Below are 25,882 nucleotides of genomic sequence, written 5' to 3'. Positions count from 1 at the left end.
TTTGCCAACTCCCGAGCAGATCGGACGGCCGGACTGGTGGGTGTGAATCGGACATAAAGCCCGAAACTGACCTGCTGCACAGCATACGGTTCCTGCGTCCGGCCGGGCCGAAACCGACGCGGGGGCGGCGTCCTCGACGCACCACGCGTAACTGCGGCCCGACCGCCGAGGAGGGTGTTGCGCCCGGGCTCTCCTATTCTCCTATGAAGTTGTCCCGCGACGGGACGGCTGACCACATGGCGGTCAGCCGTCCACCGTCGTGACCTCGGATGACGCGCCGATGAACGCGTGTCGAGGAATCCGGGGACCGCCACGGGCCCCCGGGGCTCCGGCTACGCCGGGCGGGCCGCGGCGATCCGCTCCGCGCGCAGCGCGTCGTACCAGGTGGTGTCGGCCGGCGGGAGCGCGTTCACGTCCAGCGCCAGCTTGATCAGCATGTCGGCGACGGCGGGGTTGCGGGCCATCACCGGGCCGTGCAGGTAGGTGCCGAACACCGTGTCGCGCCAGGCGCCCTCGGTGCCGTCGCCGGTGCCGTTGCCCCGGCCGACCTGCACGGTGGCGAACGGGCTGACGCCCTCGCCCAGGTGCGTGACGCCCTGGTGGTTCTCGAAACCGGTCAGCTGCGGCAGGTTGAGCTGCGGGTTGACGTCCGCCAGCACGTCGCCGACGCAGCGCGCGCCCTCGCCCCGGACGGTCCACACGTCCAACAGGCCCAGGCCCGCCTCGCGCTCGCCCAGGTCGTTGACGAACTCGTGGCCCAGGATCTGGAAGCCCGCGCAGACCGAGAAGATGATCGCGCCGTTCTCGGCCGCCCGGACCAGCCCGCCGTCGTTGCGCAGCCGCTCCGCCGCCAGCCGCTGCGGGCGGTCCTCGCCGCCGCCGATCAGGTAGATGTCCCCGCTGGTCGGCACCGACTGGTCGGAGCGCACGTCGATCCGCTGCACCCCGAGGCCGCGCTGCTGCGCCCGCCGCTCCACCACCAGCGCGTTGCCCCGGTCGCCGTACGTCGACAGCAGGTCCGGGTACACCCAGACCACCCGCAGGCTGCTCTCGCTCATCCTCGAAGACCTCCCGAACTGCTGCTGGGGCGCGGGCGGCTGCGCGGCCTCCCCGCCGTACTGCTGCTGGTGCTGCTGCGGTTCGCCGTACGCCGGCTGCTGCGGCTGTGGCTGCTCGTACTGGCCGTACTGCTGCTGCTGCGGCTGCCCGTACTGCTGGGGCTGGGGCTGCTGCGACGGCTGCCCGTACTGGTCGTACTGCGGCTGCTGGCCGTAGCCGCCCTGCCCCGGCCCCTGGCCCTGGTCGCCGAACTGCGGCTGCTGCCCGTAGTACTGGTCGCTCATCAGGCCACCACGGCCTTGCGCAGCTGCTGGAAGGCGGTGTAGTTGGCGATGGCCTCGATCCGGCCGCCGGGGGCGGCGTCGACCGCCTGGGCGAGCGAGTCGACGACCTGGAACTGGAGGTTGGCGACCTCCAGGCGGACCGCCAGGTCGAGCTTGCGCTGGCCCATCACGAAGATCGGGTGCCCGGCGAGGCGCTCGTAGTCGACGTCCCACAGCCAGGAGGTGTCGGTGCCGTCGGCGTCCATCGCGTTCACCGAGAGGATCACCGGGGCGGGCGGGCCGTCGATCAGCGAGAAGGTCTCCAGCCAGCCGGCCGGGTTCTTGGCCAGCAGCAGCCGGATGTCCCGGCCGCGGTACTGCACCACGTCGTAGCGGCCGGCCACCGCCGCCACCGACTGCATCCGCTGCAGCGCGACCTGCGGGGCGACCCCGAAGACCGCGGCGACGGCGGCCGAGCTGGTGGCGTTCGCCAGGTTGGCGCGGCCGGGCAGCTGGAGCTGGATCGGCCAGGCGCCGCGGTGCGGGTCGATCACGTGGGTGCCCTGGAGGGCCCAGTGCGGGTTCGGGCGGCGGAAGCCGCACTCGCCGCAGAACCAGTCGTCGCCCGGGCGCTGCATCACGCCGCCGCAGGACGGGCACGACCAGGCGTCCTCCTTCCACGCCTGCCCGGCGGCCACCCAGACCACCTTCTTGCAGGAGGAGGCGGCCCAGGTCACCAGCGGGTCGTCCGCGTTGGCGATGATCACCGCTTCGGTGTCCCTGAGGCCCTCGCGCCACTTCTCGGCCATCATCCGGGTCTCCGCCGCGCGGTCCAGCTGGTCGCGGGAGAGGTTCAGCAGCGCTATGGCCTTCGGCCGGGTGTCCCGGGCGACCATCGGCAGGTACTTCTCGTCCACCTCGATGACGCCGAACCGGGCGCCGGTGCCGCCGGCCAGCGCGCCGGTGATGCCGGCGGGCATGTTCGCGCCCAGGGCGTTGGAGACCACCGGGCCGGCCGCCCGCAGCGCCTCCGCGATCAGCCGGGTGGTGGTGGTCTTGCCGTTGGTGGCGCTGACCAGGACCACGTCCAGGTGCTCGGTGAGGGTCGCCAGCAGGTCCGGGTCGAGCTTGAGCGCGACCTTGCCGCCGATCACCGAGCCACTGCCGCGGCCCGCCTTCTGGGACAGCGCGGCGGCCATCTTGCCCGCCGTCACGGCGATCTTCGCGCGAGCGGGCAGCGAGGCGTCGCGCGGGGCTTCCGAATCGGTGCCTGGCATGCTCAGGGGTTCCTCCTTGCTGCGGCACCGCCCGGGCCGTTCGACGACCCACGGGCGGCGGGGACGGGCTCAGCCTACCGACTCCCGCCCGCACACTTGAGCAGGGGCGACAAGCTGCGCCGCGAGCCCCCGCCCCGGGCGGAGGAACGGGCGGAGGAACGAGCGGAGGAACGGGCGGAGCAACGACAAGGCGCCCGCCGGGGACGGCGGGCGCCGGAACGCGGGTCGGGTCCTTCCTCAGCGGGTGGTCGGCCAGGGGGTGGGCAGCTTCTCGGTGGCTTCGGCCAGGTGGGCGGTGATGACCAGGGTGCCGTCCTCGACCTGGTAGTCGAGCGGGGCGGAGAGCCGGCGCATGGTGGAGATCAGGCCGGTGTTGGCGGCGGTGGTGACGGCGTAGACGGTGCGGACGCCGGCCTCCAGGGCCAGCGCGGCCATCCGGCGGACCAGGTCGACGCCCAGGCCGCGGCGCTGCCAGGCGTCCTCGACCAGCAGGGCGATCTCGGCGCCCTCGTCGTCCCACATCAGGTGGGCCAGCGCGACCAGCCGGCCGTGCGCGGTCTCCACGGCGAGGGTCTGGCCGTGCCGGGGGTCGAGCAGGTGGTCGAGGTAGCGGTCGGCGTCCTTGACCGGGCCGTGGTAGCGGCGGCGCAGCGACTCCGCGGAGCAGCGGGCGTGCATGGCCAGCGCGGCGGGCTTGTCCTCGGGGGTGGCGCGGCGGACGGTGAGCTCGGCGCCGTCCGGGTGGCCGATCCGGGCGGCGACGGCGGGCACGCGCGGGCCGAGGACGGTGTCCAGCTCGACCAGGGCGCGGGCGCGGGCGAACTCGGTGGGCGTGAACGGGAGGTGCGGGCGGGAGAGTTCGAGCAGGTCGCCGCCCGGGAGGGGCAGTCGCATCAGGTGTCCTTCCACCCCGGCGGGGGTGCTGTCGCCGCGGCCGGGGTACTGCCGGATGGCGGCCCGTCCGAACAGCTGGCGCAGCGCGACCGGGAGCTCGGCGGCGTCCAGCGCGGTGCGGGTGGCCAGGGCGAGGACCTGGCGGGGGACGTCGACGAGTTCGTGGGCGTCGGCCCGGTCGGTCCAGATGTCCCAGCCGCCGCCGGCCGCGACGGCCGCGGCCAGCTCGGTGCGGGAGAGCGCCCCGGGGGCGCGGACGATGAACTCGTCGACGGTGTGGTCCGGCAGCGGGTGCGCCTGCATGGAGACGATGTTGACCCGCAGCTCGGCCAGGGCCGCGCACACCCGGGCCAGGCTGCCCGGGGCGTCCGAGACGCTGGTGCGCAGCCGCCACAGGGCGGTGGGCTCCTCGTCGGCGGGGGTCACCGCCGCACCGCCCGGCGGCGCGGCGGGGCCGGGCGGTCCGTGCGGGTGCCGGTGGGCGAGCCAGCCGCGGAACAGCGCGGTGGCGAGCATCGCGGCGGCCGAGGCGACCAGCAGCACCGGTCCGTCGTGGCCGTGCACGACGATGTTGGCGACCAGGTCGGCGGCCGCGACGGCGGCGAAGACCGCCGCGAGCTCGACCGTCTCCTTGCGCCAGCGGTGCCCCCGGCCGCCGCGCCGGGCCCGCCGCTCGTCGATGACTCTGTCGTGGGTGTACGCCATGTTGTCCATGCCTGCATGGTGGCGCTCCGCTGTTTCACGATCACGAATCCCCCGTGACCTGACGGTTAATGTCTCCGCGGGTCACCTTCGGATCGGCGCTGATCCGGGCCCGCGATCAGTTGGACGTACGGCACCGGTCCAGGAGTTCCGCGCCGGCCGACTTGACCTCGTCGAGCAGCAGCCGCAGGTCGGCCTCGGTGGTGGCGGAGTTCAGCAGGCAGGCCCGGAGCATCTCGCGGCCCCGGTACACGGCGCCGGTGACGAAGACCCGCCCGCGCCGCTGGAGGGCCACCGGGAGCAGCGAGTTGAGCTGCTGCAGGCCGGCCTCGTCGAGTCCGGCGGGGCGGTGGCGGAAGGCGACGATGGAGGTCTCGACCGGGGCGACCAGCTCCAACTCCGCGTCCCGCTCGATCCATTCGCCGAGCTGCCGGGCCTGGGCGGTGCAGTGCGCGATGTCCCGGGCGACGCCGGAGCGGCCGCGGTGGGCGATGGACGCCCAGACCTTCAGCGAGCGGAACGGGCGGGTCTGCTCGGTGCCGTACTCGGAGAACCAGCCGAGGTCGCCGGCCGCGTCGTCGCGCAGGTAGGACGGGACGAGGCTGAAGGTGCCGCGCAGCTCGTCGGCGTCGCGGACCAGCGCGCAGCCGCAGTCGACCGGCACGCCCAGCCACTTGTGCGGGTCGAGGGCGAGCGAGTCGGCCCGGTCCATCCCGGCGTAGCGGTGCGCGATCGCCTCGTCCAGGACGCCGAACGCGCCGTACGCGCCGTCGACGTGGAACCACAGGCCCTCGCGCTCGGCCAGGTCGGCGACCGGCTCGAACGGGTCGACGGCGCCGGTGCCGACGGTGCCGGCCGAGGCGACCACCAGGAACGGCAGCCGGCCGGCCGCCCGGTCCTCGGCGACCGCGGCCGCCAGGGCGTCCAGGACGAGGTGGCCGTCGGCGTCGGAGGCGACGGTGCGCAGGTTCCGGGAGCCGAGGCCGAGCAGTTCGGCGGCCTTGCGGACGCAGCTGTGCGCCTCGCCGGTGACGTAGCCGACCAGCGGGGGCATCCCGGCCAGGCCGTCCTCCCGGACGTCCCACCCGGCCCGGCGGGCGGCCCGGTTCCGGGCGGCGGCCAGGCAGACGATGGTGGCCATCGAGGTGCCGGAGGTGAGGAGGCCGCCGCCGGCCGGGTGCGGGAAGCCGACCAGTTCGGCGATCCAGCGGACCACGGCGCGCTCCAGGTGGACGTCGGCGTGGTCGCCGCCGGCCGAGCTGGGGTTCATCGCGCTCGCCGCCAGCGTGGCCAGCACCCCGGCGGGCTGCGGGGCGGAGTTGACCCAGCCGAAGAAGCGCGGGTTCCCGTTGCCCATCGGGTGCGGCATGATCCGCCGCTCGACGTCCGCCAGCAGCTCGGCCAGCGGGGCGCCGTGCTCGGGCAGCGGCAGGTCGAGCAGCGCGGCCCGCTCCGCCGGGTCCATCGGCTGCCAGACCGGGCGGTCGGGCAGCGCGTCGAGGTAGTCGGCCACCAGGTCTGCGGCCGCCCGTGCGGCCCCGCGGAAGTCGTCGTTCACACCGGGCATGGTATGCGCAGGTGGGCGCTGCCCGGCGGCGCCCACCTGCGGAAAGGGTCAGTCCAGGGTGCTGGAGAGGCCGCCGGCCGAGCGGCAGTAGCCCTGGATCTCCTTGTTGGTGATCTTGGCGCAGAGCCGGCCGGCCGCGCCCGCGTCGGTGTAGTTGACCGTGTAGTAGCTGACCAGGCCCTGCGCGCACGCCTTGCGCTGCCAGCCGTCCTTGGCGGTGGCGCACTGGTCGGCGGCCCAGTCCTCGCGGTCCAGGTTGTACTTCATGGTGCGCGAGCCGACGCCGCGCGAGCAGTCGTTGGCGCCGCCGCTGGCCTGCGCGTTCAGGCACCACTGGAGGGCCTGGGAGAACGCCTCGGGGTGGTTGGCGTAGTCGTGCGAGGAGAGGAAGAAGGTCGGCGCGTAGAAGAAGCAGGCCGACTGGTAGAGCGCGGGCTGCTCGGGGCAGGGGTAGAGCGGCTCGGCGGCCAGCTTGTCGGCGGGGAGGTTGGCCTTGGCCTTCTCGTCCTCCTCGTCGGGCGCGAACAGCTGCATGAAGACGCCCTCGGAGCAGGTGATCCTGCGGTTCTGGCTGGGGAACTTGTCGCACAGGGCGCGGGCCGCCGGGATGTCCTGCTTGGTGACGAACATGATGCCGTGGCCGACGCCGTGGATGCACGGGCCGGTGTTGGACGGCGCGCACAGGGTGAGGATGTCGTGCTGCGGGTCCTTGGAGTTGGCCAGCATCTCCTCGACCGCGCCGTGCAGGTAGCCCGCCGCGCAGGTCTCGTGCGGGAAGGAGATCACCTTCTGGAAGTCCTGGTGGTAGCGCTGCACCGCGGCGTGCCCGAGCTCGTGCGCGATCGGGTGGCAGAACCGCACGGTGTACGGCTTGTCCTTGGAGATCTTGTCGAGGTCGGCGAGGGCGACCCCGGGGTCGGTGGAGTCCATCTCCGCCATCAGCTTGTTGCGCAGCGTCGAACGGGTCCACACCGCCGGGTCGCCGGTGGGCGACGGTGACGCGGCCGGCGCGCCGCTGGTCGCGGGCACGGCGCCGGGGCGCTGGGCCCCGGCGGTCGGCGCGGTGGCCGCGCTCGCGGACTTCGGCGTCCAGTCGGTCACCAGGACCGACCCGAGGCCGAGCACGGCCAGCAGGACGGCGGTGACGACGGCGAACAGACGCGGTTGCATGACGGACGTTCCCCCTGAGATCGACACGGACAGTACGCGGCCCATCCTGCGGGGTGACCGCCGGAAACCCGGACATGGACACCGCCGACGGGGTCACGGGCCCGGAACGATCACCCGAACACCGTCCGCACACCGTCTTCCAACGACGGCCCCACATCATAGGTGCGTCCGCACCCCGGTGTTCGACCGCCGTCCATGAGGACGCCGCGGGCCCCCGAAAGGTCGCACCGGGCGCTCCGGCGGCGGCCGGAACGGGCGGGCCTGCCCGAAATCGGGCAGGATCTTTGGCAAATGGACACTCCACGCCTAGGCTCCCGATCCGTGCCTGCCTCACCGCACCCTCATGAGGACCTGCTCGCCCACCTCGCCAGGACCACGGCCCTGGCCCCACCGGACGCGGCGCGGGTCCTGGCGGAGGTGCTGGCGTACTTCGCGGAGACCACCGAGGAGTACGTCCGCCGCCGCCACGGCGAGCTGCAGGCCAGGGGCCTGACCAACGACCGGATCTTCGCCCGCCTCGACGGCGAGCTGGCCGCCCGCCGGGTGGCCGCCCCGCGGCTGTCCGCCCGGCAGCTGCGGCGGATCGTCTACGGCTGACCGGCCGGCCCCGCCCACCACCCCGGACGACCAGACAACGACAGGAGCCCGCGACATGTGCGGAATCGTGGCCTACATCGGCCCCAAGGACGCCACCCCCTTCCTGCTGGAAGGACTGCAGCGGCTGGAGTACCGCGGCTACGACTCGGCCGGCGTCGCGGTGCTCGCGCCCGGCACCAAGGCCGCCCCCGGCCGGCTCCGGGTCCGCAAGGTCAAGGGCCGGGTCGCCGACCTCGCCGCCGCGCTCCCCGCCCGCTTCAAGGGCACCGTCGGCATCGGCCACACCCGCTGGGCCACCCACGGCGTCCCCTCCGACGCCAACGCCCACCCGCACACCGACAACGCGGACCGGATCGCCGTCGTCCACAACGGCATCATCGAGAACGCCGACGAGCTGCGCGCCAAGCTCGCCGCCGACGGCGCCGTCTTCCGCTCCGAGACCGACACCGAGGTGCTCGCCCACCTGATCGCCGCGCACCGCGCCGACGGCGGCGAGCTGGAGGACGCGGTGCGGGCCGCGCTCAAGCTGGTCGTCGGCACCTACGGCATCGCCGTGCTGGACGCCGAGCAGACCGACCGGATCGTGGTCGCCCGCAACGGCAGCCCGATCGTGCTCGGCATCGGCGAGAAGGAGATGTTCGCCGCCTCCGACGTCTCCGCGCTGGTCCGCTACACCCGCCAGGTCGTCCACCTGGAGGACGGCGAGCTCGCCACCGTCCGCGCCGACGGCTTCCGCACCTTCACCGAGGACGCCCGCACCGTCACCCGCCAACCCTCCACCGTCGACTGGGAGGTCGGCTCCTACGACACCGGCGGCTACGCGCACTACCTGCTCAAGGAGATCCACGAGCAGCCCGGCGCCGTCGAGCGCACCCTGTCCGGCCGGCTCGACGAGCGGTTCGCCACCGCGCACCTCGGCGGCCTCAACCTGGACGCCCGGGAGCTGCGCGAGATCCGCCGGGTGAAGATCCTCGGCTGCGGATCGGCCTACTACGCGGGCGAGATGGGCGCCCAGCTGATCGAGGAGCTGGCCCGGATCCCGGCCCACTCCGAGCCCGCCTCCGAGTTCCGCTACCGCAACCCCGTCATCGAGGCCGACACCCTGTACGTCGCCGTCAGCCAGTCCGGCGAGACGTACGACACGCTGGCCGCCGTCCAGGAGGTCAAGCGCAAGGGCGGCCGGGTCCTCGGCGTCGTCAACACCGTCGGCTCGGCGATCGCCCGCGAGTGCGACGGCGGCATCTACCTGCACGCCGGCCCGGAGATCTCGGTCGCCTCCACCAAGGCGTTCACCTCCACCGTGGTCGCCTTCGCGCTGCTCGCCCTGCACTTCGGCCGGATCCACGACCTCTCGCCCGCCGACGGCCGCCGCATCGTCGCCGCGCTCAAGGCCCTGCCCGACCAGATCCGGGCCGCGCTGGAGCAGGAGAAGGAGATCGAGGCGCTCGCCGCCGAGTACGCCCACAGCCAGGGCATGATGTACATCGGCCGGGTCCGGGGCTACCCCGTCGCCCGCGAGGGCGCGCAGAAGCTCAAGGAGATCTCGTACGTCCACGCCGAGGCGTACCCCGCGAGCGAGCTCAAGCACGGGCCGCTCGCCCTGATCTCCCCCGAGCTGCCGACCGTCGCCCTGGTGCCCGACGACGAACTGCTCGACAAGAACCTCACCGCCCTCGGCGAGATCAAGGCCCGCGAGGGCCGGGTGCTGGCCGTCGCCCACCGCCCGATCGAGGCCCGGCTCGCCGATCACTGCCTGGTCGTCCCCAAGAGCGAGCCCGAACTCGACCCGCTGCTGCTCAACATCCCGCTCCAACTCCTGGCCTACCACGCGGCGGTGGCCCTCGGCCGGGACGTCGACAAGCCGCGCAACCTGGCCAAGAGCGTGACGGTCGAGTAGCGGCCGCGGCCCCGGCGGCGTCACGGCGGGGGCAGCAGGACGGGGGTGCGGACGGTGAAGGTGAGGCGGTCCCCGCCGCCGCCGGTGCCGACGTCGAGGAAGTAGCCGCCCTCGGGGTGGCGGGCGTAGAGCAGGGCGTCGGGCTCGCCGCCGACGGTCTCCCGGTAGGCGGTGACGGTGAAGCCGTCCCGCTCCAGGGCGGCGCGCAGGGCCCGGACGGCGGCCGGGTGGCGGGGCGGCGGGACCGAGCCCTCGGCGTGCAGGGCCAGCGCGTAGCGGCCGTCCGCCGGGGGCCCGCCGCCCGGGGAGAAGAACGCCCGGGTGCGCTCCCCGGCGAGCGGGACGGCCGCCCGGTCGGCCAGGTACGCGGCGAGCCGCCGGGCCCAGTCCTCGGCGGCGGCCCGGGCCATCACCGGCAGCCACCCGTCCCGGCCCGCGTCCGGGCTCGTCTCCCGGCCCGCGCCCGGGCTCACGGCGCGTCCGCCGCGGTGGCCGGGGTGCGGCCGGCGATGATCCGGCCCTGGTTGGCCAGGCTCTCGCTGCCCGCCGCCCAGTAGCCGCTGTGGCCGGAGGTGTCGACGCCGAAGGTCCGCCCGCCGAAGTCGGCCCCGGTCGGATCGGCGCCCAGGGTGGTGCCGGTGGCCAGCCGGACCCGGTCGTCGGCCGCGGTGCCCGCCCACACGTGCGCCGGGTCGATGTGCAGGTCGGCGGCCCGGGCGGCGGTCATGCCCGGGCTGGCGACCGCGACGATGTCGTCCGCCCCCAGCCCCGCCCCGCCGGCCGCCGCCGCGCCGACCGTCGTCGTCCCGTAGCTGTGCCCGATCACCGTCAGGTGGCCGGGCCGCCCGCCCCGCGCGGTCCGCACGCCCTCGGTGAAGCGCCGCAGGTCCGCCGCGCCCTCCTCGGCCCGGGCCGCGGTCAGCACGCTGGCGTCGGCCTCCGGCGCGTCGTAGCCCAGCCAGGACACCACGGCGACCCGCTGCCCCGGACCGGCCTGTGCCGCCGCCGCGTCCCGCAGCCGGTCGATCCGCTCCACCTGCCCCGGCACCGAGGCCAGCGTCGTCGCGGTGCCCGGCACCAGGACGGCGGTGTGGTCGGCGCCGTCCGGATCGCCCGCCGCCACCACCGCCCGGCCGTCGCCGCGCGGGTCGAGCGCCAGCAGGAACAGCCGGTCCGCGCCGCCGCGGCCGTCCAGCCGCTCGCGCAGCGCGCGCAGGTCGCGCTGCTCCCGGTTCCACTCCTCGTAGGTGAGGCCCGAACCCGGGGGCGCGCCGCCCTCCAGGGCGTCCAGCCGCTGGTCCAGGGCCAGCCGGTTGGCCCGGTCGCGGACGGCGGCGGGCAGGCCGTCGAGCCGGCCGACCCGCTCCGGGGCCAGGGTCAGCAGGCTCTGCCGCTCCGCCGGGGAGAGCGCCTCCCACCAGGCCGCGGACGCCCGCGGGTCGGTGTTCTCCGGGACGTACGGGACGGCCAGGCCGAGCGCCAGGGCCGCCGACCGGGCGTTCGCACCCGACCCGTCCAGCGTGCCGGGCGCGCCGAACGTCCGGGGCAGCACGTCCGCGCCGAGCCGGCCGAGCGCCCCGGCCCCCTGCTCGGCGGCCTCGCGGGCGGCGGCCAGCGCCGCGTCCACCCGCTGCTGGAGCTGCCCGCGCAGCACCGAGCGCCGCTGCCGCTCGGCCGGGGCGTCCGGGTCGTGCCGGTCGGCGGCGGACAGCGCGGGCAGGCCGACCGCGCCCCCGTCCGACACCGGCAGGCCCCACTCCTCGGCCCGGCGCAGGGCGTTCAGCAGGTTGGTGGCGGCCTGCTCCATCCGCCCCGCGACGGTCTCCAGCACCACCGCGACCGACCCGGCCTCGACCCGGACCGCCTCCAGCCGCCGCTCGGTGCCCGCGAACGCCGCGAACGCGGCCTCGGCGTCCCGCCCCCGCCAGGGCCCGTGCAGCGGACCGCCGACCCGCAGCCGGTGCCCGTCGCACGCCTCCTCGGCCGCCGCCGAGAGCCGCCGCCAGGCCCCGGCCGCCCCGCGCAGCCCCTCCGGGTCGAAGCGCCGCAGCAGCGCGAACGCGTCACTCACCGCCAACTCCCGGCCAGCCGCCCGTCGTTGCGCTCGTGCCCGCACGCCGACGCCTCCAGCGCGTCCGCGCTCGCGGCCGGCTCCGCCGCGAGCGCGCGCAGCACCGGCTCCCACCCGTGCGCGAGCGCCGCCAGCGCGGGGCCCAGCGGCCACCCCGCCAGCTCGCCGGCCGCGCCGAGGGCGGCGGCCGGAGCGGCGGCCGACGGCGGGCCGAACTCCTCGGCGAGGGTCCGCGCGGCGGCGGCGGAGGCGCGCAGCTCGTTCGGGTCGACGCTGAGCAGCGGACCCGCCGGTTCCGGTTCGGCGACCGGTTCGATGATCGTGGACACGGAGGGTGACCCTAGTGCGGCGCCCGGGTGGGCCGTACCCGCACGGCCGCCCGCGGACGGGGTCACCCGGACGGGGAACGGGCCGTGCGGACAAGCGGCGGGCCCCGGCCGCCCGGGCAGCCGGGGCGGGGGCGCGGACGGGCGCCGCCTTCACGCTTTCGGGCGGAAGCGCCCCGGCCCTCAGGGGCTGACCGCGAGCACCAGGTAGGCGCCGAGGATGGCGAGGTGGACGCCGCCCTGGAGGGGCGTGGCGCGCTTCGGGATCACGGTCAGGGTGCCGACCGCGACGGTGAGCGCCAGCAGGATCATGTGGTTCGCGCCCAGGCCGAGTTCGAGCGGCCCGGACAGCCAGGTGGAGGCCACGGCCACGGCCGGGATGGTCAGCCCGATGGAGGCGAGGGCGGAGCCGAGCGCCAGGTTGAGGCTGATCTGCACCCGGTTGCGGACGGCGGCGCGGACGGCGGCGATCGACTCCGGCAGCAGCACCAGCAGCGCGATCACCACGCCCACCACCGCGTTGGGCAGGTCGGCGGCGGCGACCCCGCGCTCGATGGTCGGGGAGACGCCCTTGGCCAGGCCGACGACCGAGACCAGGGCGACCGAGAGCAGCGCCACGCTGGTCATCGTCTGCCGCAGGGTCGGCGGCTCGGAGTGGTCGTCCATCGGGTCGACGATCTCCCCCGCCGGGGTGACCGGCAGGAAGTAGTCGCGGTGGCGGACCGTCAGGGTGGAGACGAACAGGCCGTAGATGACGATCGAGGCGGTCGCCGCGAAGACCAGCTGGGTGGTGGAGAACTGCGGGCCGGGCTGCGAGGTGGTGAAGGTCGGCAGCACCAGGCTGAGGGTGGCCAGGGTGGCGATCGCGCCGAACGCCGCGCCGGTGCCCTCCGCGTTGAAGACGGCGACGCGGTACTTCAACGCGCCGACCAGGATGGACAGTCCGAGGATCCCGTTGCAGGTGATCATGACGGCGGCGAACACCGTGTCGCGGGCCAGCCCGGCGCTCTTGTCGCCGCCGTCGGCCATCAGCGTCACGATCAGCGCGACCTCGATGATGGTGACGGCCACCGCCAGGACCAGCGAGCCGTACGGTTCGCCGACCCGGTGCGCGATGAGCTCCGCGTGGTGCACGGCCGCCACCACCGACACCGCCAGGAAGCAGGCCACCAGCGCCACCACCGGCCACGGCAGGTCGCGGTGCCAGGTCGCCAGGAGCAGCAGGAACGCCAGCACCGGGGCGACGGTCGTCCACTGCAGGTAGTGCGGTCGAGGGGAGGAAGCCATACGGCCGAGCTTCGCAGATGGCACCGGCCGGGCCCGGAAGTGACACTCGTGGCGGTGGTCACGAAGAACGGCGAAGAACGGCGAGGAGCGGCGGAGATGATCGGACGGCGGACGGCCCTGGCGGCGGCGCTCGGACTCGCGGCGGGCTGCGCGGCCCCCGCCCGCCCGGCCCCGCCGGCCCCGCCGGGCACCCCGCCCGGACCGACCGGCACCCCGCCTGCGGCCCGGCCGCCCGCGCAGCCGACCCGCGAACAGGTGCTGGCGCGCTACGCCGACCAGTCGCCGCACGCCTGGGGGACGGACCTGCCCGGCGTGCGGGCGACCGTCCCGGACGGGGCGCTGGCGCTGACCTTCGACGCGTGCGGCGGACCGGGCGGCGACGGCTACGACGCGGCACTGATCGGCATCCTGCGCCGGCTCCGGGTGCCCGCCACGCTGTTCCTGAACGCCCGCTGGGTGGACGCCAACCCGGGCCCGGCCGGCGAGCTGGCCGCCGACCCGCTGTTCGAGATCGGCAACCACGGCACCGCGCACCGCCCGCTCTCGGTGACCGGCCGCCCCGCCTACGGCATCACCGGAACGGCCGACCCGGCCGCCGCCTACGACGAGGTGGCCGGCAACCGGGCGAAACTGACGGCCCTGCTCGGCGGCCGGGCCCCGGGCTGGTTCCGCTCCGGGACGGCGCACTACGACGAGGTCGCGCTGCGCCTGGTGGGTGAACTGGGCGAGCGGGTCGCCGGGTTCGCGGTCAACGCGGACGGCGGCGCCACGTTCACCCCCGCCCAGGTCGCCGGGGAGGTGGCCGCCGCCCCGCCCGGCTCGGTGCTGATCAGCCACTTCAACCACCCGGCCGCGGGCACCGCCGAGGGCTACGCCCGGGCGCTGCCCGCCCTGCTGGACGCCGGGCGGCGGTTCGTCCGACTGTCCGACTGACGGGCGGTCCGACTGCCGGGCTGCCGGGCTGCCGGGTCAAGGGCAGCTGACCAGGACGGCGGGGGCCTTTGCGCCCCCCTCAGCACGTCCCGCCCCAGGCCCGCAGCAGGTCGTAACCGGCCTGCACGAAGCGGCCGTTCACGGACGGGCCGGTGTTGGTCAGGGCGGCGACCGCGACCGGGGCGCGGGAGGCGGTGGCGGGGGAGAAGCCGACGAAGGAGGTGCAGCCGCGGGTGCCGCCGGAGTGGAAGTAGACGTCCCGGTCGGCGGCGTGGCGGCGGGTCCAGACCAGGGCGAGCAGGTCGGCGGAGCCGGGCAGCCGCAGCCGGGGGTGCCGGACGTCCGCCAGGGCGGCGGCGAGGACGGCGTCGGCGGCGGGCGGGGCGAGGTGGGCCCCGAGGTAGCGCAGCAGGTCGGCGCCGGAGGAGCGGACCGCGCCGGCCGCCGGGAGGGCGGGGATCCGCCAGGGCGGCAGCGGGCGGCCGTGCCGGTGGCCGGTCGCCCGGTGCGGCGGGTCCGGGGCGCAGGTGGTGGCGGTCAGGCCGAGCGGGGCCAGCACCCGGTCGGCGAGCAGCGCGCCGTAGGGCAGCCCGGCGCGCTCGGCCAGCGCCCGGCCGAGCAGGCCGACGCCGTAGTTGGAGTACCGGTAGTGCCGGCCCGGCTCGGTGCGCACGGTGGTCGCGGCCAGCGCGGCGCGCAGCCGCGCCTCGTCGAAGGCCGCGTACGGGTTGCTGTTCCAGGCGGGGAGGGCGGAGGCGAGCAGGCCCGGCGGGAGGCGGGGCAGCCCGGAGGTGTGGGTGGCCAGGTGCAGCAGCCGGATCGGCTCGGCGGAACGCACGGCCGGGGCCGGCCAGTCGGCGGGCAGCAGCCCCCGCAGCGGTTCGGACAGGGCGAGTTCGCCGCGGGCGGCCATCGCGGCGAGCAGCAGCGCGGTGAACGTCTTGCTGACCGAGCCGAGCTCGAAGACGGTGTCCGGGGTGCAGGCGGGCGCCCGCCCGCGCCCGGTCCGCCCGAAGCAGTGGACCTCGGCGCGGCCGCCGGCCAGCACCGCCACCGTGACGGCGGTCGCGGACGCGTCCCGGGCCGCCCGGACCGCCGCCGCGAGGGCGCGCTCCGCCGGGGCCTCCACGCGGTTCTCCGCCGGGGCGGCGCGGCGCTCGGCCACGGCGGCGCGGCCCTCCGCCGGGTTCACGCGGCCGCCGTCGCCCGGAGCGCCCGGGCGAGCGTGACGTCGCCGGCCACCACCGCGACGACCGCGGTGTGCTGGTGGTCCAGGAAGGCCCGCTCGCGGTCCTCCTCGTCGACCGGGTCGCTGTCGCGCGGCAGCAGCCCGTCCGGGTGCTGGGCGGCGGCCAGCGCGTCCCAGCCCTGCCGGCCGGTGGTCGGCTCGCCGAAGCAGGCGTCCACCACCAGCAGTTCCGCGACCAGGTCCCACTGGCCGACCTCGGCCCAGGCGTCCAGCCAGACCGGCAGCCAGTCCCGGACGTAGTCGCGCATCGGCTCGGGCAGGCCGTCCGGGCGGGCGCCCCAGTCGGTGAGGTGGAAGACGGTGTGGGTGATGTCGTAGCCGGTCATCCAGTTCACCGCCCAGGGTTCGGGCCGGGCGCCCAGCCAGGTGCCGAGGGCGAGCGCCTCCCAGTCCGGCCGGTGGCCGAGCCCGACCACCCGGCGGGCGTTGGCGACGCCCAGGCGCCGGTTGGCCCGGATCTCCTCGGCGTGCGCGGCGCGCGTCCGGCTGAGCGAGTCGAGCAGTTCCTCCAGCGGCGGGTGCCGGTAGCCGGCCCGGGCGAAGTGGCCGTAGGTCTCCAGCGGGTCGGTCATGGTGAAGTGGTGCAGCTGCCGCTCGTACAGCAGGTCGCCGCCGCGCAGCTGCGTCCAGCAGCCGTCGATCAGCTCGCGGGCGGCCCGGGTGTCGGCGGGGCCGCTGACGCCGTCGCGCAGGACCAGCGAGGTGGCCAGGGCGACCTCGCCGAGCGGCTTGTAGGCGTTGTCGGCGTCGCCGAAGTCGATCACGGTGTTGTCGGGGATCCGGCCCAGGCCGTCGCGGTGGGCGGCGTGCAGCCAGGAGAGCGCGCGGGAGCCGAGCCGCTGGGCGGTGGCGAGGACGTGGGTGTCGATCACGCGGCCCGCCTCCCGCCGCTGGTGCCGGTGCCGCCGCCGGTGCCGGGGACGCGCTCGGCGAGGCGGTGGGTGATGGCGAGGGTGAGCGCGGTGCGGGCGCTGCCGTCGCCGGCCAGCCGGATCCGGTCCAGGACGGGCGCGGTCTCCAGGTGCGGGGGCAGGCCCTGGGACTCGGTCCAGGCCAGCCAGCGGGTGAGGCGGGCGGCGGTGGCGGGGTCGCGGCGGAGCAGCGCGCGGGCGGTGCCGCGGGCGAGCGGCAGCGGGTGGGCGCGGGCGGTGTCGTGCAGCGGGCCGTCCAGCCTGGGCAGGGCCAGCGCGGCGAGCTGGGACATCCGTACCGACCAGGTCTGCCAGCCGAGTTCCGCCGGGTCCGGCGGGGCGGGCGGTGGCGGGGCGTCGCCGAGCAGCCGTCCGGTGGCCCAGTCCTGCCAGGCGATCACCAGGGCCGCGCCCGGGGTCGGGGCGGCCGGGGCGGGCAGGACGCGGCGGGCCTCGGCGAGCAGCGCGGCGGTAGGGGCGTCGGGTGCGGCGCCGGCCAGCAGCCGGGGGGCGAAGAGGTCGGCGCCCAGGACGCGGGCCGCGGCCAGCAGCGGCCGGTCGGCTCCGGCGGCTCCGGCCGGGCCCGCGGCGGTGGTTCCGGCTTCGGCGGGCGGGGGCGCGGTGCCGTCCTGGAGGGCGTCCAGGACGCGGCGCGCCAGGCGGTCGACGGCGGCGGCGTACTCGTCACGCAGCGGAGTCTCGGCGAACGGCATGGCCAGGTTCCTCCTGGTGCGGTGCCGGGCCGGTCCGCGCGCGGACCGGCCCGGTCGGGAGACCTTCCCGGTCAGCGGGTCGGCTTCGCTTCCTTCGGGGGCTTCGGCGACAGCAGCAGGCCGAGCACCAGCAGTCCGATGCCGGCGGCCTCGGGCGAGTACGTGGGCGCGTCGGACACGGCGGCCTCGTCCTCCACCATCAGGCTCGCCAAGTCGGCGGCTTCGGTCGACGTCGCGGTGTGTGACCGCGGCGCCGTTTCGGTCCGGAACTGAGTAAGCATCAGGTGTGCCTCCTCGTCTGGATTTCATCGCCCGTTCGGGTGACGCCCCCTCTTTCGACGGTACGAGCACGAAGGGATCCGTGCACCCGCTGGGGGCGGATTTCCCGAAGTCGGGCCGTTCGGGCGGTGACGTCGGTCGGGCGGTGCTGTCGGTCAGGCGGCGACGTCGGTCAGGTCGCGGGCGCCGCGCAGCTTCGAGGCGAACAGCAGGGCGGGGGAGAGCGCGGTCAGCGCGCAGGCCAGGGCGAGCGCGGTGCGCGGGCCCCAGAGCGAGGCGGCGGCGCCGGCCGCCAGCGCGCCGACCGGGATGGCGCCCCAGGAGACGAACCGGACGGTGGCCATCACCCGGGGGAGCAGCGCGGCGGGGGTGGTGGACTGGCGGTGGGTGCGGGTCAGGATGCTGAGCACCACCACGGAGGCGCCGAAGCCGGCGTTGCCGAGCGCGAACAGCAGCAGGCCGGGGCCGCCGGGGGCGAGGGCCATCAGCGGGGCGGTCAGCACGCCGAACAGCGAGCCGTACCGCAGCGCGCGGGCGGTGCCCAGGCGGGCGGCCAGCCGGGGGGTGAGGGCGGCGCCGACCAGGCTGCCGACGCCCTCGGCGGCCATCAGCAGGCCGACCAGGCCGGCCGGGGCGTGCGCGGTGCGGACCAGGAACAGCGGGATGACGGCCATCAGCGCGCCGCAGACGAAGTTGACGCAGGTCGCCTCGGCCAGGCACGGCCCGACCACCGGGTGCCGGGTGCAGTACCGCCAGCCCTCGCGGATCTGCGCGCCGAAGGACGGCCGGTCGGCGGCGGGCGCCGGGCGCTCGGCGGCGGACCGGGGCAGGGTGCGCAGCAGTGCGGCGGAGCACAGGAAGCTGACCGCGTCGACGACCAGGGCGGTGGCGGCGCCCAGCAGTTGGACCAGCAGGCCGCCGAGCGAGGGCCCGGCGAGCTGGTTCACCGCGTGGGTGGCGGAGGTCAGGCTGTTGCGGGCGGTGAGCTGCCCGGGCGGGACGACGCTGGGCAGGAAGGTCGCGTTGCCGACGTCGAAGACCACGCTGGCGAAGCTCAGCACCAGCGCGGCCGCGACCAGCTGCGGCAGGCCGAGGACGCCGAACGCGGCGGCCAGCGGGACGGAGGCGATCGCGGCGGCGCGCGCCAGGTCCATCGCGATCTGGGTGCCGCGCAGCGGCAGGCGCTGCACCAGGACGCCGGCCGGCAGGCCGATCACCAGCCAGGCGACGTACCCGGCGGCGGTGACCAGGCCGACCTGGAGGCCGCTGGCGTGCAGCACGGTGACGGCGGTCAGCGGCAGCGCGATCTGGGTGACGCAGTCGCCGAGGCCGCTGGTGGTGGAGGCGGCCCAGTAGCGCCAGAACGCGGAGGCGGGCGCGGCCGCCGGGGCCCGCAGGGGGCGGTCGGTGCTGGTGGTGCTCATGTGGTGTTCCCCCTGGTGGCGGGCGGTGGCAGGTGTCGCCGACGAGTGAGTTCCTTTTGGGAACTCACTATAGGCGGTGCGGCGACGGCAGTGGCAAGGTGGTGCCATGCGCTACACCGACGTCGGCGACACCGACTGCTCCATCGCCCAGGCGCTGTCCGTGGTCGGCGACTGGTGGACCCTGCTGCTGGTGCGCGACCTCGCCGGCGGCACCCACCAGTTCGACGCCCTGCACGAGTCGCTCGGCATCAGCCGCAAGGTGCTCACCGCCCGGCTGCGCGCCCTGGTCGACGACGGCGTGGTCGAGAAGCGCCTCTACCTGGCCCACCCGCCGCGCTACGCCTACCACCTGACCGAGCGCGGCTGGGGCCTGCTGCCGGTGCTGGTCGCCCTCCAGGACTGGGGCGGCCGCCACCTGCTCGGCGACGGCACGCTCACCGCCACCGCCGACGCCGACTCCGCCGAGGCCCGCCGGGTGCACGCCCTGGTCGGCACCCGCGTCCCCGAACTCGCCCTGCCCGCCGCCTCCGCCGGCCCCCGCCCGCCGCTCGCCGACCCGGTCGGCGCCACCCCCTGGACGGTGCTGTACTGCTTCCCCGGCGCGTACGCCCCCGGCACCCAGGGCTACCCGCCCGGCTGGGACGACATCCCCGGCACCGTCGGCTGCACGCTGGAGTCCTGCACCTACCGCGACCGGCTGGACGCGTTCACCGCGCGCGGCGCCACCGTGCACGGCGTCTCCACCCAGCGCCCCGACCAGCAGGCCGCGTTCGCCGAGCACCAGCGGATCCCGTTCCCGCTGCTCTCGGACGCCGGACTGCGGCTGGCCGGCGCCCTGCGGCTGCCCACCTTCCGGGCCGGCGGCGCCGAGCGGCTCAAGCGGCTCACCCTGGTCGTCGACGCCGACCGGACCGTGCGCGGCGTGCTCTACCCCGTCCCGGACCCGGGCGGCTCGGTGGCCGAGGCCCTGGCGCTGCTCGACGCGCTGACGTCCGCCCAGCGGTAGAGCAGCACCGAGGCCACGGCGGCCAGCGCGCACCAGGTCGACACGAACGCCAGCCGCCACAGCAGCCCGCACACCAGCGCGCCCAGCCCCGCGATCCAGCCCAGCAGCCGCAGCCGCCGGTCACCCGAGCACAGCAGCGCGCCCAGCACCGCCACCAGGTACCCCGCCAGCAGCGGGCCGGACGCCGGCACCCCGACCGCGTACACCAGGGTGTGGCCGTGCGGGCGCGCCGCCACCGGCCGCCGGGCCAGCGCGACCGCCAGCGGCACCGCGACCGCCGCGCCCAGCAGGGTGAACCGGGCGGCCGCGCGGCGGCGGGTCGCGCACCACACCGCCGCCGGGACGTACAGCGGCAGCAGCGGCAGCGCGACCACCGCCCACACCGTCCGGGCCCAGCCCCAGCCCGCCCAGACACCCGCCTCCACCAGCTGGTGCGCGCCCAGCAGCAGCGGCAGCGCCGCCAGCGGCAGCCGCCGCGACCACCCGGCGCGCAGCGCCGCGCCGACGCCGACCGCCGCCACCGCGCCGCCCGCGACCAGGTCGGCCTCCGCGCTCCAGCACATCCGGCCAGCGTACGAGCGGACCGGCCGTCAGCACGACCGGAACGTCAGCACGACTGGAACGTCAGTACGACTGGAACTCGATCAGCCGGCCCTCCGGGTCGCGCAGGTGGGCGGTGCGCAGCCCGGCGCCCCACTCCGGCCGGTCGGCGGGCGGCAGCACCGAGACGCCCCCGGCGCGGACGGCCAGCGCGTGCGCCGCCGCCACGTCCGCGACCCGGCAGACCGTCATGTCGCCCGCGGGGGCGGGGATCCGGTCGCCCAGCGCCCCGGCCATCGCGGCGCGGTCGAACAGGACCAGCACGGCCTGGCCGTCGACGTCCCAGTGCGCGTAGGGCCCGCCCGCCGAGCCCTGGACCAGCCGGGCGCCGAGCAGCGGCGGCAGGACCGCGTCGTAGAAGGCGAAGCAGGCCGCGAAGTCGGCGACCAGCAGGCGGGGGTGGAGCGCGTCCACGGAGCACCTCCGAAATGATGGGTTGTCACCCACTATAGGGGGTGACCTATGATTGTCGGCATGGTCGACCCCGCCCAGGCCCCGCCCTCCCTCCTCGAACTCACCGCCTACCTGCTCTCCCGCACCGGCAAGGACGCCCGCACCCGGGTCGCCGACCGCCTCGCCGCCGACGGCCTGCGCCTGCACCACCACGCCGCGCTCGCCGCGCTCGCCGACTTCGGCCCGCACACCCAGCGCGAACTCGCCGCCCGGCTGCGCCTCGACCCCAGCGACCTGGCCAAGGCCGCCGACCTGCTCGACGCCGCCGGCTGGATCGACCGCACCCGCGACCCCGCCGACCGGCGCCGCCTCACCCTCACCCTCACCCCCGCCGGCCGCACCCGCCTCGCCGAACTCCAGGCCGGGGCCCGCGCCGCCCAGGACGAGCTGCTCGCCCCCCTCGACCCCGCCGAACGCACCACCCTGCACGTCCTGCTGCTCCGCCTGCACGCCGGGGCGGCGGAGCAGCAGGGCTGAACCCTCCCCACCGCCCGTCCCCACCGCCCGTCCCCGGCGGGGCGCGGAACGGAAACCGGTGCCCAGGAGTTGATCACCCGTCACGATGCCCTCTTGTAGGGTGCGTTCGGATCACCGGGCCCGCCCGGCGGTCCGCCACGAACGGACACGGGGACGGAGCAGCAGGAATGCGCATCGGAATCATCGGCACCGGAGCGGTCGGCCAGACCCTGGGCGGCAAGCTGGTCGCCCTCGGCCACGAGGTCACCCTCGGCTCGCGCAGCAAGGGCAACGCCGCCGCCGAGGACTGGGCGGCCCGCACCGGCCCGCTCGCCCACCCCGGCACCTTCGCCGAGGCCGCGGCCTTCGGCGAACTCGTCATCAACGCCACCAGCGGCACCGTCGCCCTCGCCGCCGTCGAACTCGCCGGCGCCGACAACCTGGCCGGCAAGACCCTGCTGGACGTCTCCAACCCGCTGGTCTTCGGCCCGGACGGCCAGGTCACCCTCGATCCCGTCAACGACGACAGCGTCGGCGAGCGCCTCCAGCGCGCCCTGCCCGACACCAAGGTCGTCAAGGCGCTCAACACCGTCAACAACGAGGTCATGGTCGACCCCGGCCGCGTCCCCGGCGAGCACCAGCTGTTCATCGCCGGCGACGACGCCGACGCCAAGGCCCGGGTCACCGCCCTGCTCGGCGAGTTCGGCTGGCCCGCCGACGCCGTCCTCGACCTCGGCGGCATCGACGGCGCCCGCGCCCTGGAGATGCTGATGCCGTTCTGGCTGCGCCTGATGCGCCACTACGGCCACGCCGACTTCAACTACGCGATCCGCACCGCGCGCTGACCCTCCCCGCGCACCGGCCCCGCCCCCGGCGACCGGGGGCGGGACCCGACCGAAAGGCACCACCCGCACCATGAGCAGCGACCCGACCGAGCAGGCCCCGCCCCCGTACCGGCACCTCGACGAGGACTGGCGGACCGCGCTCGCGATCATCCCGCACCCCGACGACATGGAGTACGGCGCCGCCGCCGCCATCGCCCGCTGGACCGGCCAGGGCAAGCGGATCAGCTACCTGATGGTCACCAGCGGCGAGGCCGGCATCGACGGCATGGCCCCCGAGCAGTGCCGCCCCGTCCGGGAGCGCGAGCAGGTCGAGTCGGCCCGGATCGTCGGCGTCGACACCGTCGAGTTCCTCGGCTACCCCGACGGCGTCGTCGAGTACGGGCTGCCGCTCCGCCGCGACCTGGCCCGGGCGATCCGCCGGCACCGCCCCGACATCGTCATCACCGCCAACTACCGGGAGACCTACGGCGGCGTCTTCCCCAACCAGGCCGACCACATCGCCGTCGGCCGGGCCGCCCTCGACGCCGTCCGCGACGCCGGCAACCGCTGGATCTTCCGCGAACTCACCGCCGAGGGCCACCAGCCCTGGAACGGCGTCCGCCAACTCTGGGCCGCCGCCTCCCCCGACGGCCGGCACGCCGCCGACATCACCGACACCTTCGACACCGGCGTCGCCTCGCTGGAGGCCCACCGCGCCTACCTCGACGGCCTCGGCGCCTCAGGCGGCGAGATGGCCGACGCCGCCGAGTTCCTGGAGGGCGTCGGCCGCGAGGCCGGCGCCCGGCTCGGCACCCGGTACGCGGCCGCCTTCGAGGTGGTCCCGCTCGGCTGACCCGCGATGGCGGCTTCAACTTCCTTTGCCGGCGGCGTGGTTGGGGGTCGATCCGGGTACGGTGGGAGTGACGTCCGGGCGGTGAGGGGGTGTGCCGGGGATGCGTCGGCAGGTGACGTGGTGGCTGGCGGCGGTCGTGGCGCTGGGGGCGGCGGGGTGCACGGCGGACCCGCCCGGGCCCCCGCCCCCCGCCGGGCCGTGGGCACTGCGGGCGCTGCCGGCGCTGGAGGACGACCCGGGGCAGCGGGAGTACGTCGGCACCGGCTTCGCGCCCGTGCACGGCCGTACGCTCGGCGGCGCCGACATCGCGGGCACCAAGCTGGTGATCATGGTCGGTGACGACACCTGCACGGTGACCGTCGATCCCCGGCCGGGCGCCTCCTCCCCGGCCGGGCCGAGCGGGGAGGTGCCCGGTTCGTTCGGGTACGGCGCCGCCCGCCCGCACAGCACGGACCGGGGGCCGACGAACCCGGCGTACGCCAGGCCGTTCCCGGGCGACACCCTGGTCGGCCCCTACACGGTGGGCGCCGGGAACGCCCGGCCCGACTTCGACTACATCACCGTCGGCTGCGGGGAGGACGGCCTCGCCGTCAAGGTCGAGGGCGTCCCGGCGGACGCCGGGGTCAGGCTCGCGCCGGGCGGCCTCCGGAGCCGGCGCGAGGGCACCGACCTCTACCTCACGGTCGGCCGGGTCCGCGACTGAGCGGCCGGCGGCGGCGCCTTGACCTCAAGCGGACTCGACTTCCTACGGTGGTCGCGTTCCGTCGGACCGGAGGAGGGGCACATGGGCGCCGCGCTCAAGGAGTACTCGCAGCGGGAACTGGCCGCGCAACCCATCGGGGCGTGGGCCGGCACGGCGGCCCGGCTGGTGGTCGGGGCGCTGCGGGAGCGGTTGGCGGTGGAGGGCCTCACCCAGCCGCACTGGTGGACGCTCAACCACGTCGCCGGGGCGCCGGGCCGGTGGACCAGGGCCGCGCTGGTCGACCGGCTGGCGAAGTGGGACGACCTCGGCACCGACTTCGACGCCGTCTTCGACGACCTCGTCCGGCGCGGCTGGATCCGGGAGGACGCGGGGACGATGACCCTCACCGACGCCGGGGAGGCCGGACGGCTCCGCGCCCGGGACCGCAACCTGGAGGTGCACCGGCAGGCGCACGAAGGCGTCGACACCGCCGACTTCGTGACCGCGGTCAACGTGCTGCGCCGCATCGTCGCCAACCTGGGCGGCGACGGCAACCTGCCCGACTGACGGCACGGCGCCGGCGGCGCGGCTCAGGGCTCAGGCCCGGTCCGGCCCGTCGGTGTCGCGGTCGGTGTCGCGGTCCGTGCTCCGGTCGTTCTGGTCCTCCTGCCCGGGCTGGTGCGGGATGCGGGCGGCCGGGGTCCTCCGGTGGCGGCGGCGCAGCCAGGTGCGGACGGCGAACAGGGCCAGCAGGACGGCGACGACGGCGAACAGCAGCACCTGGTAGCGGACGGCCTGGCGGTAGAGGGCGTCGATGTTGTCGCCGGCGAAGTAGCCGACCGCCGTCCAGACGCCCGCCCACAGCGCCGCGCCCAGCGCGTTGGCGGGCAGGAAGCGCCGCCAGGGCATCTCGGTGGTGCCCGCGATCAGCCCGTTGGTCTGGCGCAGGCCGTCGACGAAGCGGGCGCCGGTGACGACCAGCGCGCCGCGGTGGCGGAAGAAGGACTCGGCGCGTTCCATCCGCTCCGGGGTGAGCCGCACGTACCGGCCCCAGCGGTGGACGGCGGCGGTGCCGCCGGTGCGGCCCAGCACGTACGCCAGGGTGTTGCCCGCGAACGCCGCCGACACCGCGACCAGCAGCAGCGCGGCCGCCGACAGCTGCCCCGCGCCCGCGTACACGGCGGCCAGCACCAGGATGGTCTGGCCGGGCACCGGGATCAGGCAGCTGTCGAGGAAGACCAGCACCCCGACCGCGAGGTAGCCGTAGTCGTCGAGCAGCGGGGCGAGGTGGGCCAGCGGGCCGGGCAGCGGCGGCGACAAGGTCGGGTGTTCCTCCTGGTCCTGGCGGTCTCGCGGTCCCGGTCGGGACCGGGGTCAGTGCTGTCCGTCGCCGGTGCGGTGCTCGACGAGGCAGTCGGGGCCCGGGTAGACGAGGCCGGCGTGCCCGTCCTCGAAGCGGACCAGGTACGGCGGTTCGCCGTCGGTGCCGCGCACCTCGACGATCTCACCCCGGCGGTCGGTCATGCCGACCGACCGGCTGTACATGTGGACGTGGTCTCCCACCATGGCGTGCATCGGACCCTCCCGCGGGCACAGGGGCGGAGGTGCGTGTGAGCTTCCCCCTCCACTGTGCGGCGGCCGCCCGGACGGCGCAAAAGCGGGCGGCCCGGTGCGGATCAGCCGGCGGGCGGGGCCGCCGCGAGGTAGCTGCGCAGCAGCCGCTTGCACTCGGCGACCAGCGCCGGGTCGCCCGCCGGGTCGGCCCGGAACGCCAGCTTGAGCACCGCGTCCGCGCACTCCATCGCCACCCGCAGGGCCAGCGCGTACCCGGGCGCGGCGAACAGCTCGCCGCCGATCGCGCGCAGCCGGGCGGCGACGGCCGCGTTGTTGTCGAGCTCGGCGTCCAGCAGGTGCGCGTCGTCGACCTCGGCGGGGACGGCGTCGACCAGGCCGAAGTCCAGGTGGCCGAAGCCGGGGACGGTGCGCTTCATCGCGACGAACTCGTCCACCGCGTGCTCGGTGAACGCGGCCACCGCGATCGGGCCGGGGGCGGCCGCGACCCGATCGGCCAGGCCGTCCAGGAAGCGGGCCAGGTTGCGTGCGGCGAGGGCGGCCAGCAGGCCCTCCCGGCCGTCGAAGAACTGGTACAGGGTGCCGATCGGCACCTCCGCGCGCAGCGCCACCTCCTTGGTGGTCAGCCCCGCCGGGCCGGCCTCGTCGAGCAGCCCCGCGCAGGCGTCCAGCAGCCGCTCGTACCGCTCCTGGCTGCGCTGCTGCACCGGCCGGCGGCGGGCCCCGGCGGCCGGGGCGCGGGAGGCGTGGGCGGCGGACGCGGCGCGCTGCGGGGTCATGGCGCCACTCTGCCGCATCCGGTCGGGGCGGGGCGAAT

28 protein-coding genes are annotated in these 25,882 nt (G+C 76.0%); 9 read left to right on the top strand and 19 right to left on the bottom strand.

The genetic code is table 11. The features are described 5' to 3' along the window. Nucleotides 1-332 precede the first annotated feature (332 nt). From KSE_RS04090 to KSE_RS04065, 5 genes are all read right to left on the bottom strand, one after another. Nucleotides 333-1,058 carry a type 1 glutamine amidotransferase gene (locus tag KSE_RS04090; protein WP_033259030.1) on the bottom strand — a complete coding sequence of 242 codons (726 nt, stop codon included), beginning with the start codon at nt 1,056-1,058 and terminating at the stop codon, nt 333-335. A 284-nt stretch (nt 1,059-1,342) separates the two neighbouring features. Then, nucleotides 1,343-2,599, bottom strand: coding sequence for a Mur ligase family protein (locus KSE_RS04080; RefSeq protein ID WP_014134005.1), 1,257 nt, complete (start codon nt 2,597-2,599; stop codon nt 1,343-1,345). A 237-nt stretch (nt 2,600-2,836) separates the two neighbouring features. Continuing rightward, nucleotides 2,837-4,207, bottom strand: a complete 1,371-nt coding sequence (locus tag KSE_RS04075; protein WP_014134004.1) for a GNAT family N-acetyltransferase — start codon at nt 4,205-4,207, stop codon at nt 2,837-2,839. A gap of 106 nt (nt 4,208-4,313) precedes the next feature. Continuing rightward, a complete protein-coding gene (locus tag KSE_RS04070; RefSeq protein ID WP_106437587.1) occupies nt 4,314-5,762 on the bottom strand; it encodes a pyridoxal phosphate-dependent decarboxylase family protein in 1,449 nt (482 codons plus the stop codon). A 48-nt stretch (nt 5,763-5,810) separates the two neighbouring features. Beyond that, nucleotides 5,811-6,932: a hypothetical protein gene (locus KSE_RS04065; RefSeq protein ID WP_033259032.1), complete on the bottom strand. Its 1,122-nt coding sequence runs from the start codon at nt 6,930-6,932 to the stop codon at nt 5,811-5,813. A 321-nt stretch (nt 6,933-7,253) separates the two neighbouring features. On the opposite strand from KSE_RS04065, the gene KSE_RS04060 reads away from it, so the two are divergent. Then, on the top strand, nt 7,254-7,529 hold the full coding sequence (locus tag KSE_RS04060) for a hypothetical protein (RefSeq protein ID WP_014134001.1): 276 nt from the start codon (nt 7,254-7,256) through the stop codon (nt 7,527-7,529). Between the two features lie 55 nt (nt 7,530-7,584). Continuing rightward, entirely contained in the window at nt 7,585-9,426 is a 1,842-nt protein-coding gene (glmS, locus tag KSE_RS04055) for a glutamine--fructose-6-phosphate transaminase (isomerizing) (protein WP_014134000.1), read from the top strand. Nucleotides 9,427-9,446: 20 nt separating this feature from the next. On the opposite strand, the gene KSE_RS04050 is transcribed toward glmS, so the two are convergent. From KSE_RS04050 to KSE_RS04035, 4 genes are all read right to left on the bottom strand, one after another. Further along, complete coding sequence (locus KSE_RS04050; protein WP_014133999.1) at nt 9,447-9,899, bottom strand: hypothetical protein; 453 nt, start codon at nt 9,897-9,899, stop codon at nt 9,447-9,449. Then, the gene (locus KSE_RS04045) at nt 9,896-11,497 is read right to left on the bottom strand and encodes an alpha/beta hydrolase (protein WP_014133998.1); all 1,602 of its coding nucleotides are present in this window, start codon (nt 11,495-11,497) and stop codon (nt 9,896-9,898) included. The genes KSE_RS04050 and KSE_RS04045 overlap by 4 nt, the downstream gene beginning before the upstream one ends. Further along, a complete protein-coding gene (locus tag KSE_RS38095) occupies nt 11,494-11,826 on the bottom strand; it encodes a hypothetical protein (RefSeq protein ID WP_014133997.1) in 333 nt (110 codons plus the stop codon). The genes KSE_RS04045 and KSE_RS38095 overlap by 4 nt, the downstream gene beginning before the upstream one ends. 180 nt (nt 11,827-12,006) lie before the next feature. Next, on the bottom strand, nt 12,007-13,110 hold the full coding sequence (locus KSE_RS04035) for a calcium:proton antiporter (protein WP_014133996.1): 1,104 nt from the start codon (nt 13,108-13,110) through the stop codon (nt 12,007-12,009). Between the two features lie 96 nt (nt 13,111-13,206). Between KSE_RS04035 and KSE_RS04030 the strand changes: the two genes are divergently transcribed. Continuing rightward, nucleotides 13,207-14,043, top strand: a complete 837-nt coding sequence (locus KSE_RS04030) for a polysaccharide deacetylase family protein (protein ID WP_014133995.1) — start codon at nt 13,207-13,209, stop codon at nt 14,041-14,043. Nucleotides 14,044-14,122: 79 nt separating this feature from the next. On the opposite strand, the gene KSE_RS04025 is transcribed toward KSE_RS04030, so the two are convergent. The 5 genes from KSE_RS04025 to KSE_RS04005 all read right to left on the bottom strand — a co-directional run bounded on the left by KSE_RS04025 (nt 14,123) and on the right by KSE_RS04005 (nt 18,619). Beyond that, nucleotides 14,123-15,235 (bottom strand): serine hydrolase domain-containing protein, encoded by a 1,113-nt coding sequence (locus KSE_RS04025; RefSeq protein ID WP_014133994.1) that lies wholly within the window; start codon nt 15,233-15,235, stop codon nt 14,123-14,125. Continuing rightward, nucleotides 15,232-16,164: a DUF6895 family protein gene (locus KSE_RS04020; protein WP_014133993.1), complete on the bottom strand. Its 933-nt coding sequence runs from the start codon at nt 16,162-16,164 to the stop codon at nt 15,232-15,234. The genes KSE_RS04025 and KSE_RS04020 overlap by 4 nt, the downstream gene beginning before the upstream one ends. Then, nucleotides 16,161-16,916, bottom strand: coding sequence for a hypothetical protein (locus KSE_RS04015; protein ID WP_014133992.1), 756 nt, complete (start codon nt 16,914-16,916; stop codon nt 16,161-16,163). Before KSE_RS04015 ends, KSE_RS04020 begins: the two co-directional genes overlap by 4 nt. Nucleotides 16,917-16,987: 71 nt before the next feature. Next, entirely contained in the window at nt 16,988-17,197 is a 210-nt protein-coding gene (locus KSE_RS04010) for a hypothetical protein (protein WP_014133991.1), read from the bottom strand. A 153-nt stretch (nt 17,198-17,350) separates the two neighbouring features. Beyond that, nucleotides 17,351-18,619, bottom strand: coding sequence for an MFS transporter (locus tag KSE_RS04005; RefSeq protein WP_014133990.1), 1,269 nt, complete (start codon nt 18,617-18,619; stop codon nt 17,351-17,353). 106 nt (nt 18,620-18,725) lie between these two features. Between KSE_RS04005 and KSE_RS04000 the strand changes: the two genes are divergently transcribed. Beyond that, complete coding sequence (locus KSE_RS04000; protein WP_014133989.1) at nt 18,726-19,625, top strand: winged helix-turn-helix transcriptional regulator; 900 nt, start codon at nt 18,726-18,728, stop codon at nt 19,623-19,625. Here KSE_RS04000 and KSE_RS03995 read toward each other — a convergent pair. Both KSE_RS03995 and KSE_RS03990 read right to left on the bottom strand, forming a co-directional pair. Next, the gene (locus KSE_RS03995) at nt 19,547-20,188 is read right to left on the bottom strand and encodes a DUF6629 family protein (RefSeq protein WP_014133988.1); all 642 of its coding nucleotides are present in this window, start codon (nt 20,186-20,188) and stop codon (nt 19,547-19,549) included. The genes KSE_RS04000 and KSE_RS03995 overlap by 79 nt on opposite strands. Nucleotides 20,189-20,249: 61 nt before the next feature. After that, the gene (locus tag KSE_RS03990; RefSeq protein WP_014133987.1) at nt 20,250-20,639 is read right to left on the bottom strand and encodes a VOC family protein; all 390 of its coding nucleotides are present in this window, start codon (nt 20,637-20,639) and stop codon (nt 20,250-20,252) included. Nucleotides 20,640-20,699: 60 nt separating this feature from the next. Between KSE_RS03990 and KSE_RS03985 the strand changes: the two genes are divergently transcribed. The 5 genes from KSE_RS03985 (at nt 20,700) to KSE_RS03965 (ending at nt 24,060) form a co-directional block, all read left to right on the top strand. After that, the gene (locus tag KSE_RS03985) at nt 20,700-21,155 is read left to right on the top strand and encodes a MarR family winged helix-turn-helix transcriptional regulator (RefSeq protein ID WP_014133986.1); all 456 of its coding nucleotides are present in this window, start codon (nt 20,700-20,702) and stop codon (nt 21,153-21,155) included. A 167-nt stretch (nt 21,156-21,322) separates the two neighbouring features. Continuing rightward, the gene (locus KSE_RS03980; RefSeq protein WP_014133985.1) at nt 21,323-21,979 is read left to right on the top strand and encodes an NADPH-dependent F420 reductase; all 657 of its coding nucleotides are present in this window, start codon (nt 21,323-21,325) and stop codon (nt 21,977-21,979) included. Between the two features lie 70 nt (nt 21,980-22,049). Next, on the top strand, nt 22,050-22,811 hold the full coding sequence (locus KSE_RS03975) for a PIG-L deacetylase family protein (RefSeq protein ID WP_014133984.1): 762 nt from the start codon (nt 22,050-22,052) through the stop codon (nt 22,809-22,811). A 100-nt stretch (nt 22,812-22,911) separates the two neighbouring features. Beyond that, a complete protein-coding gene (locus tag KSE_RS03970) occupies nt 22,912-23,514 on the top strand; it encodes a hypothetical protein (RefSeq protein WP_148283055.1) in 603 nt (200 codons plus the stop codon). Nucleotides 23,515-23,595: 81 nt separating this feature from the next. Next, nucleotides 23,596-24,060, top strand: coding sequence for a hypothetical protein (locus KSE_RS03965; RefSeq protein ID WP_014133982.1), 465 nt, complete (start codon nt 23,596-23,598; stop codon nt 24,058-24,060). 30 nt (nt 24,061-24,090) lie between these two features. On the opposite strand, the gene KSE_RS03960 is transcribed toward KSE_RS03965, so the two are convergent. The 3 genes from KSE_RS03960 to KSE_RS03950 form a co-directional block, all read right to left on the bottom strand. Continuing rightward, the gene (locus KSE_RS03960) at nt 24,091-24,813 is read right to left on the bottom strand and encodes a DedA family protein (protein ID WP_014133981.1); all 723 of its coding nucleotides are present in this window, start codon (nt 24,811-24,813) and stop codon (nt 24,091-24,093) included. A 54-nt stretch (nt 24,814-24,867) separates the two neighbouring features. Then, a complete protein-coding gene (locus KSE_RS03955) occupies nt 24,868-25,059 on the bottom strand; it encodes a DUF1918 domain-containing protein (protein ID WP_331457811.1) in 192 nt (63 codons plus the stop codon). 110 nt (nt 25,060-25,169) lie between these two features. Continuing rightward, complete coding sequence (locus KSE_RS03950) at nt 25,170-25,844, bottom strand: TetR family transcriptional regulator (protein WP_014133979.1); 675 nt, start codon at nt 25,842-25,844, stop codon at nt 25,170-25,172. Between the last annotated feature and the right edge of the window lie 38 nt (nt 25,845-25,882).

Origin of the sequence: Kitasatospora setae KM-6054, assembly GCF_000269985.1 — a bacterium.
In the GTDB taxonomy this organism is placed as follows: Bacteria; Actinomycetota; Actinomycetes; order Streptomycetales; family Streptomycetaceae; genus Kitasatospora; species Kitasatospora setae.
This window is presented reverse-complemented; position numbering and strand designations above follow the sequence as displayed.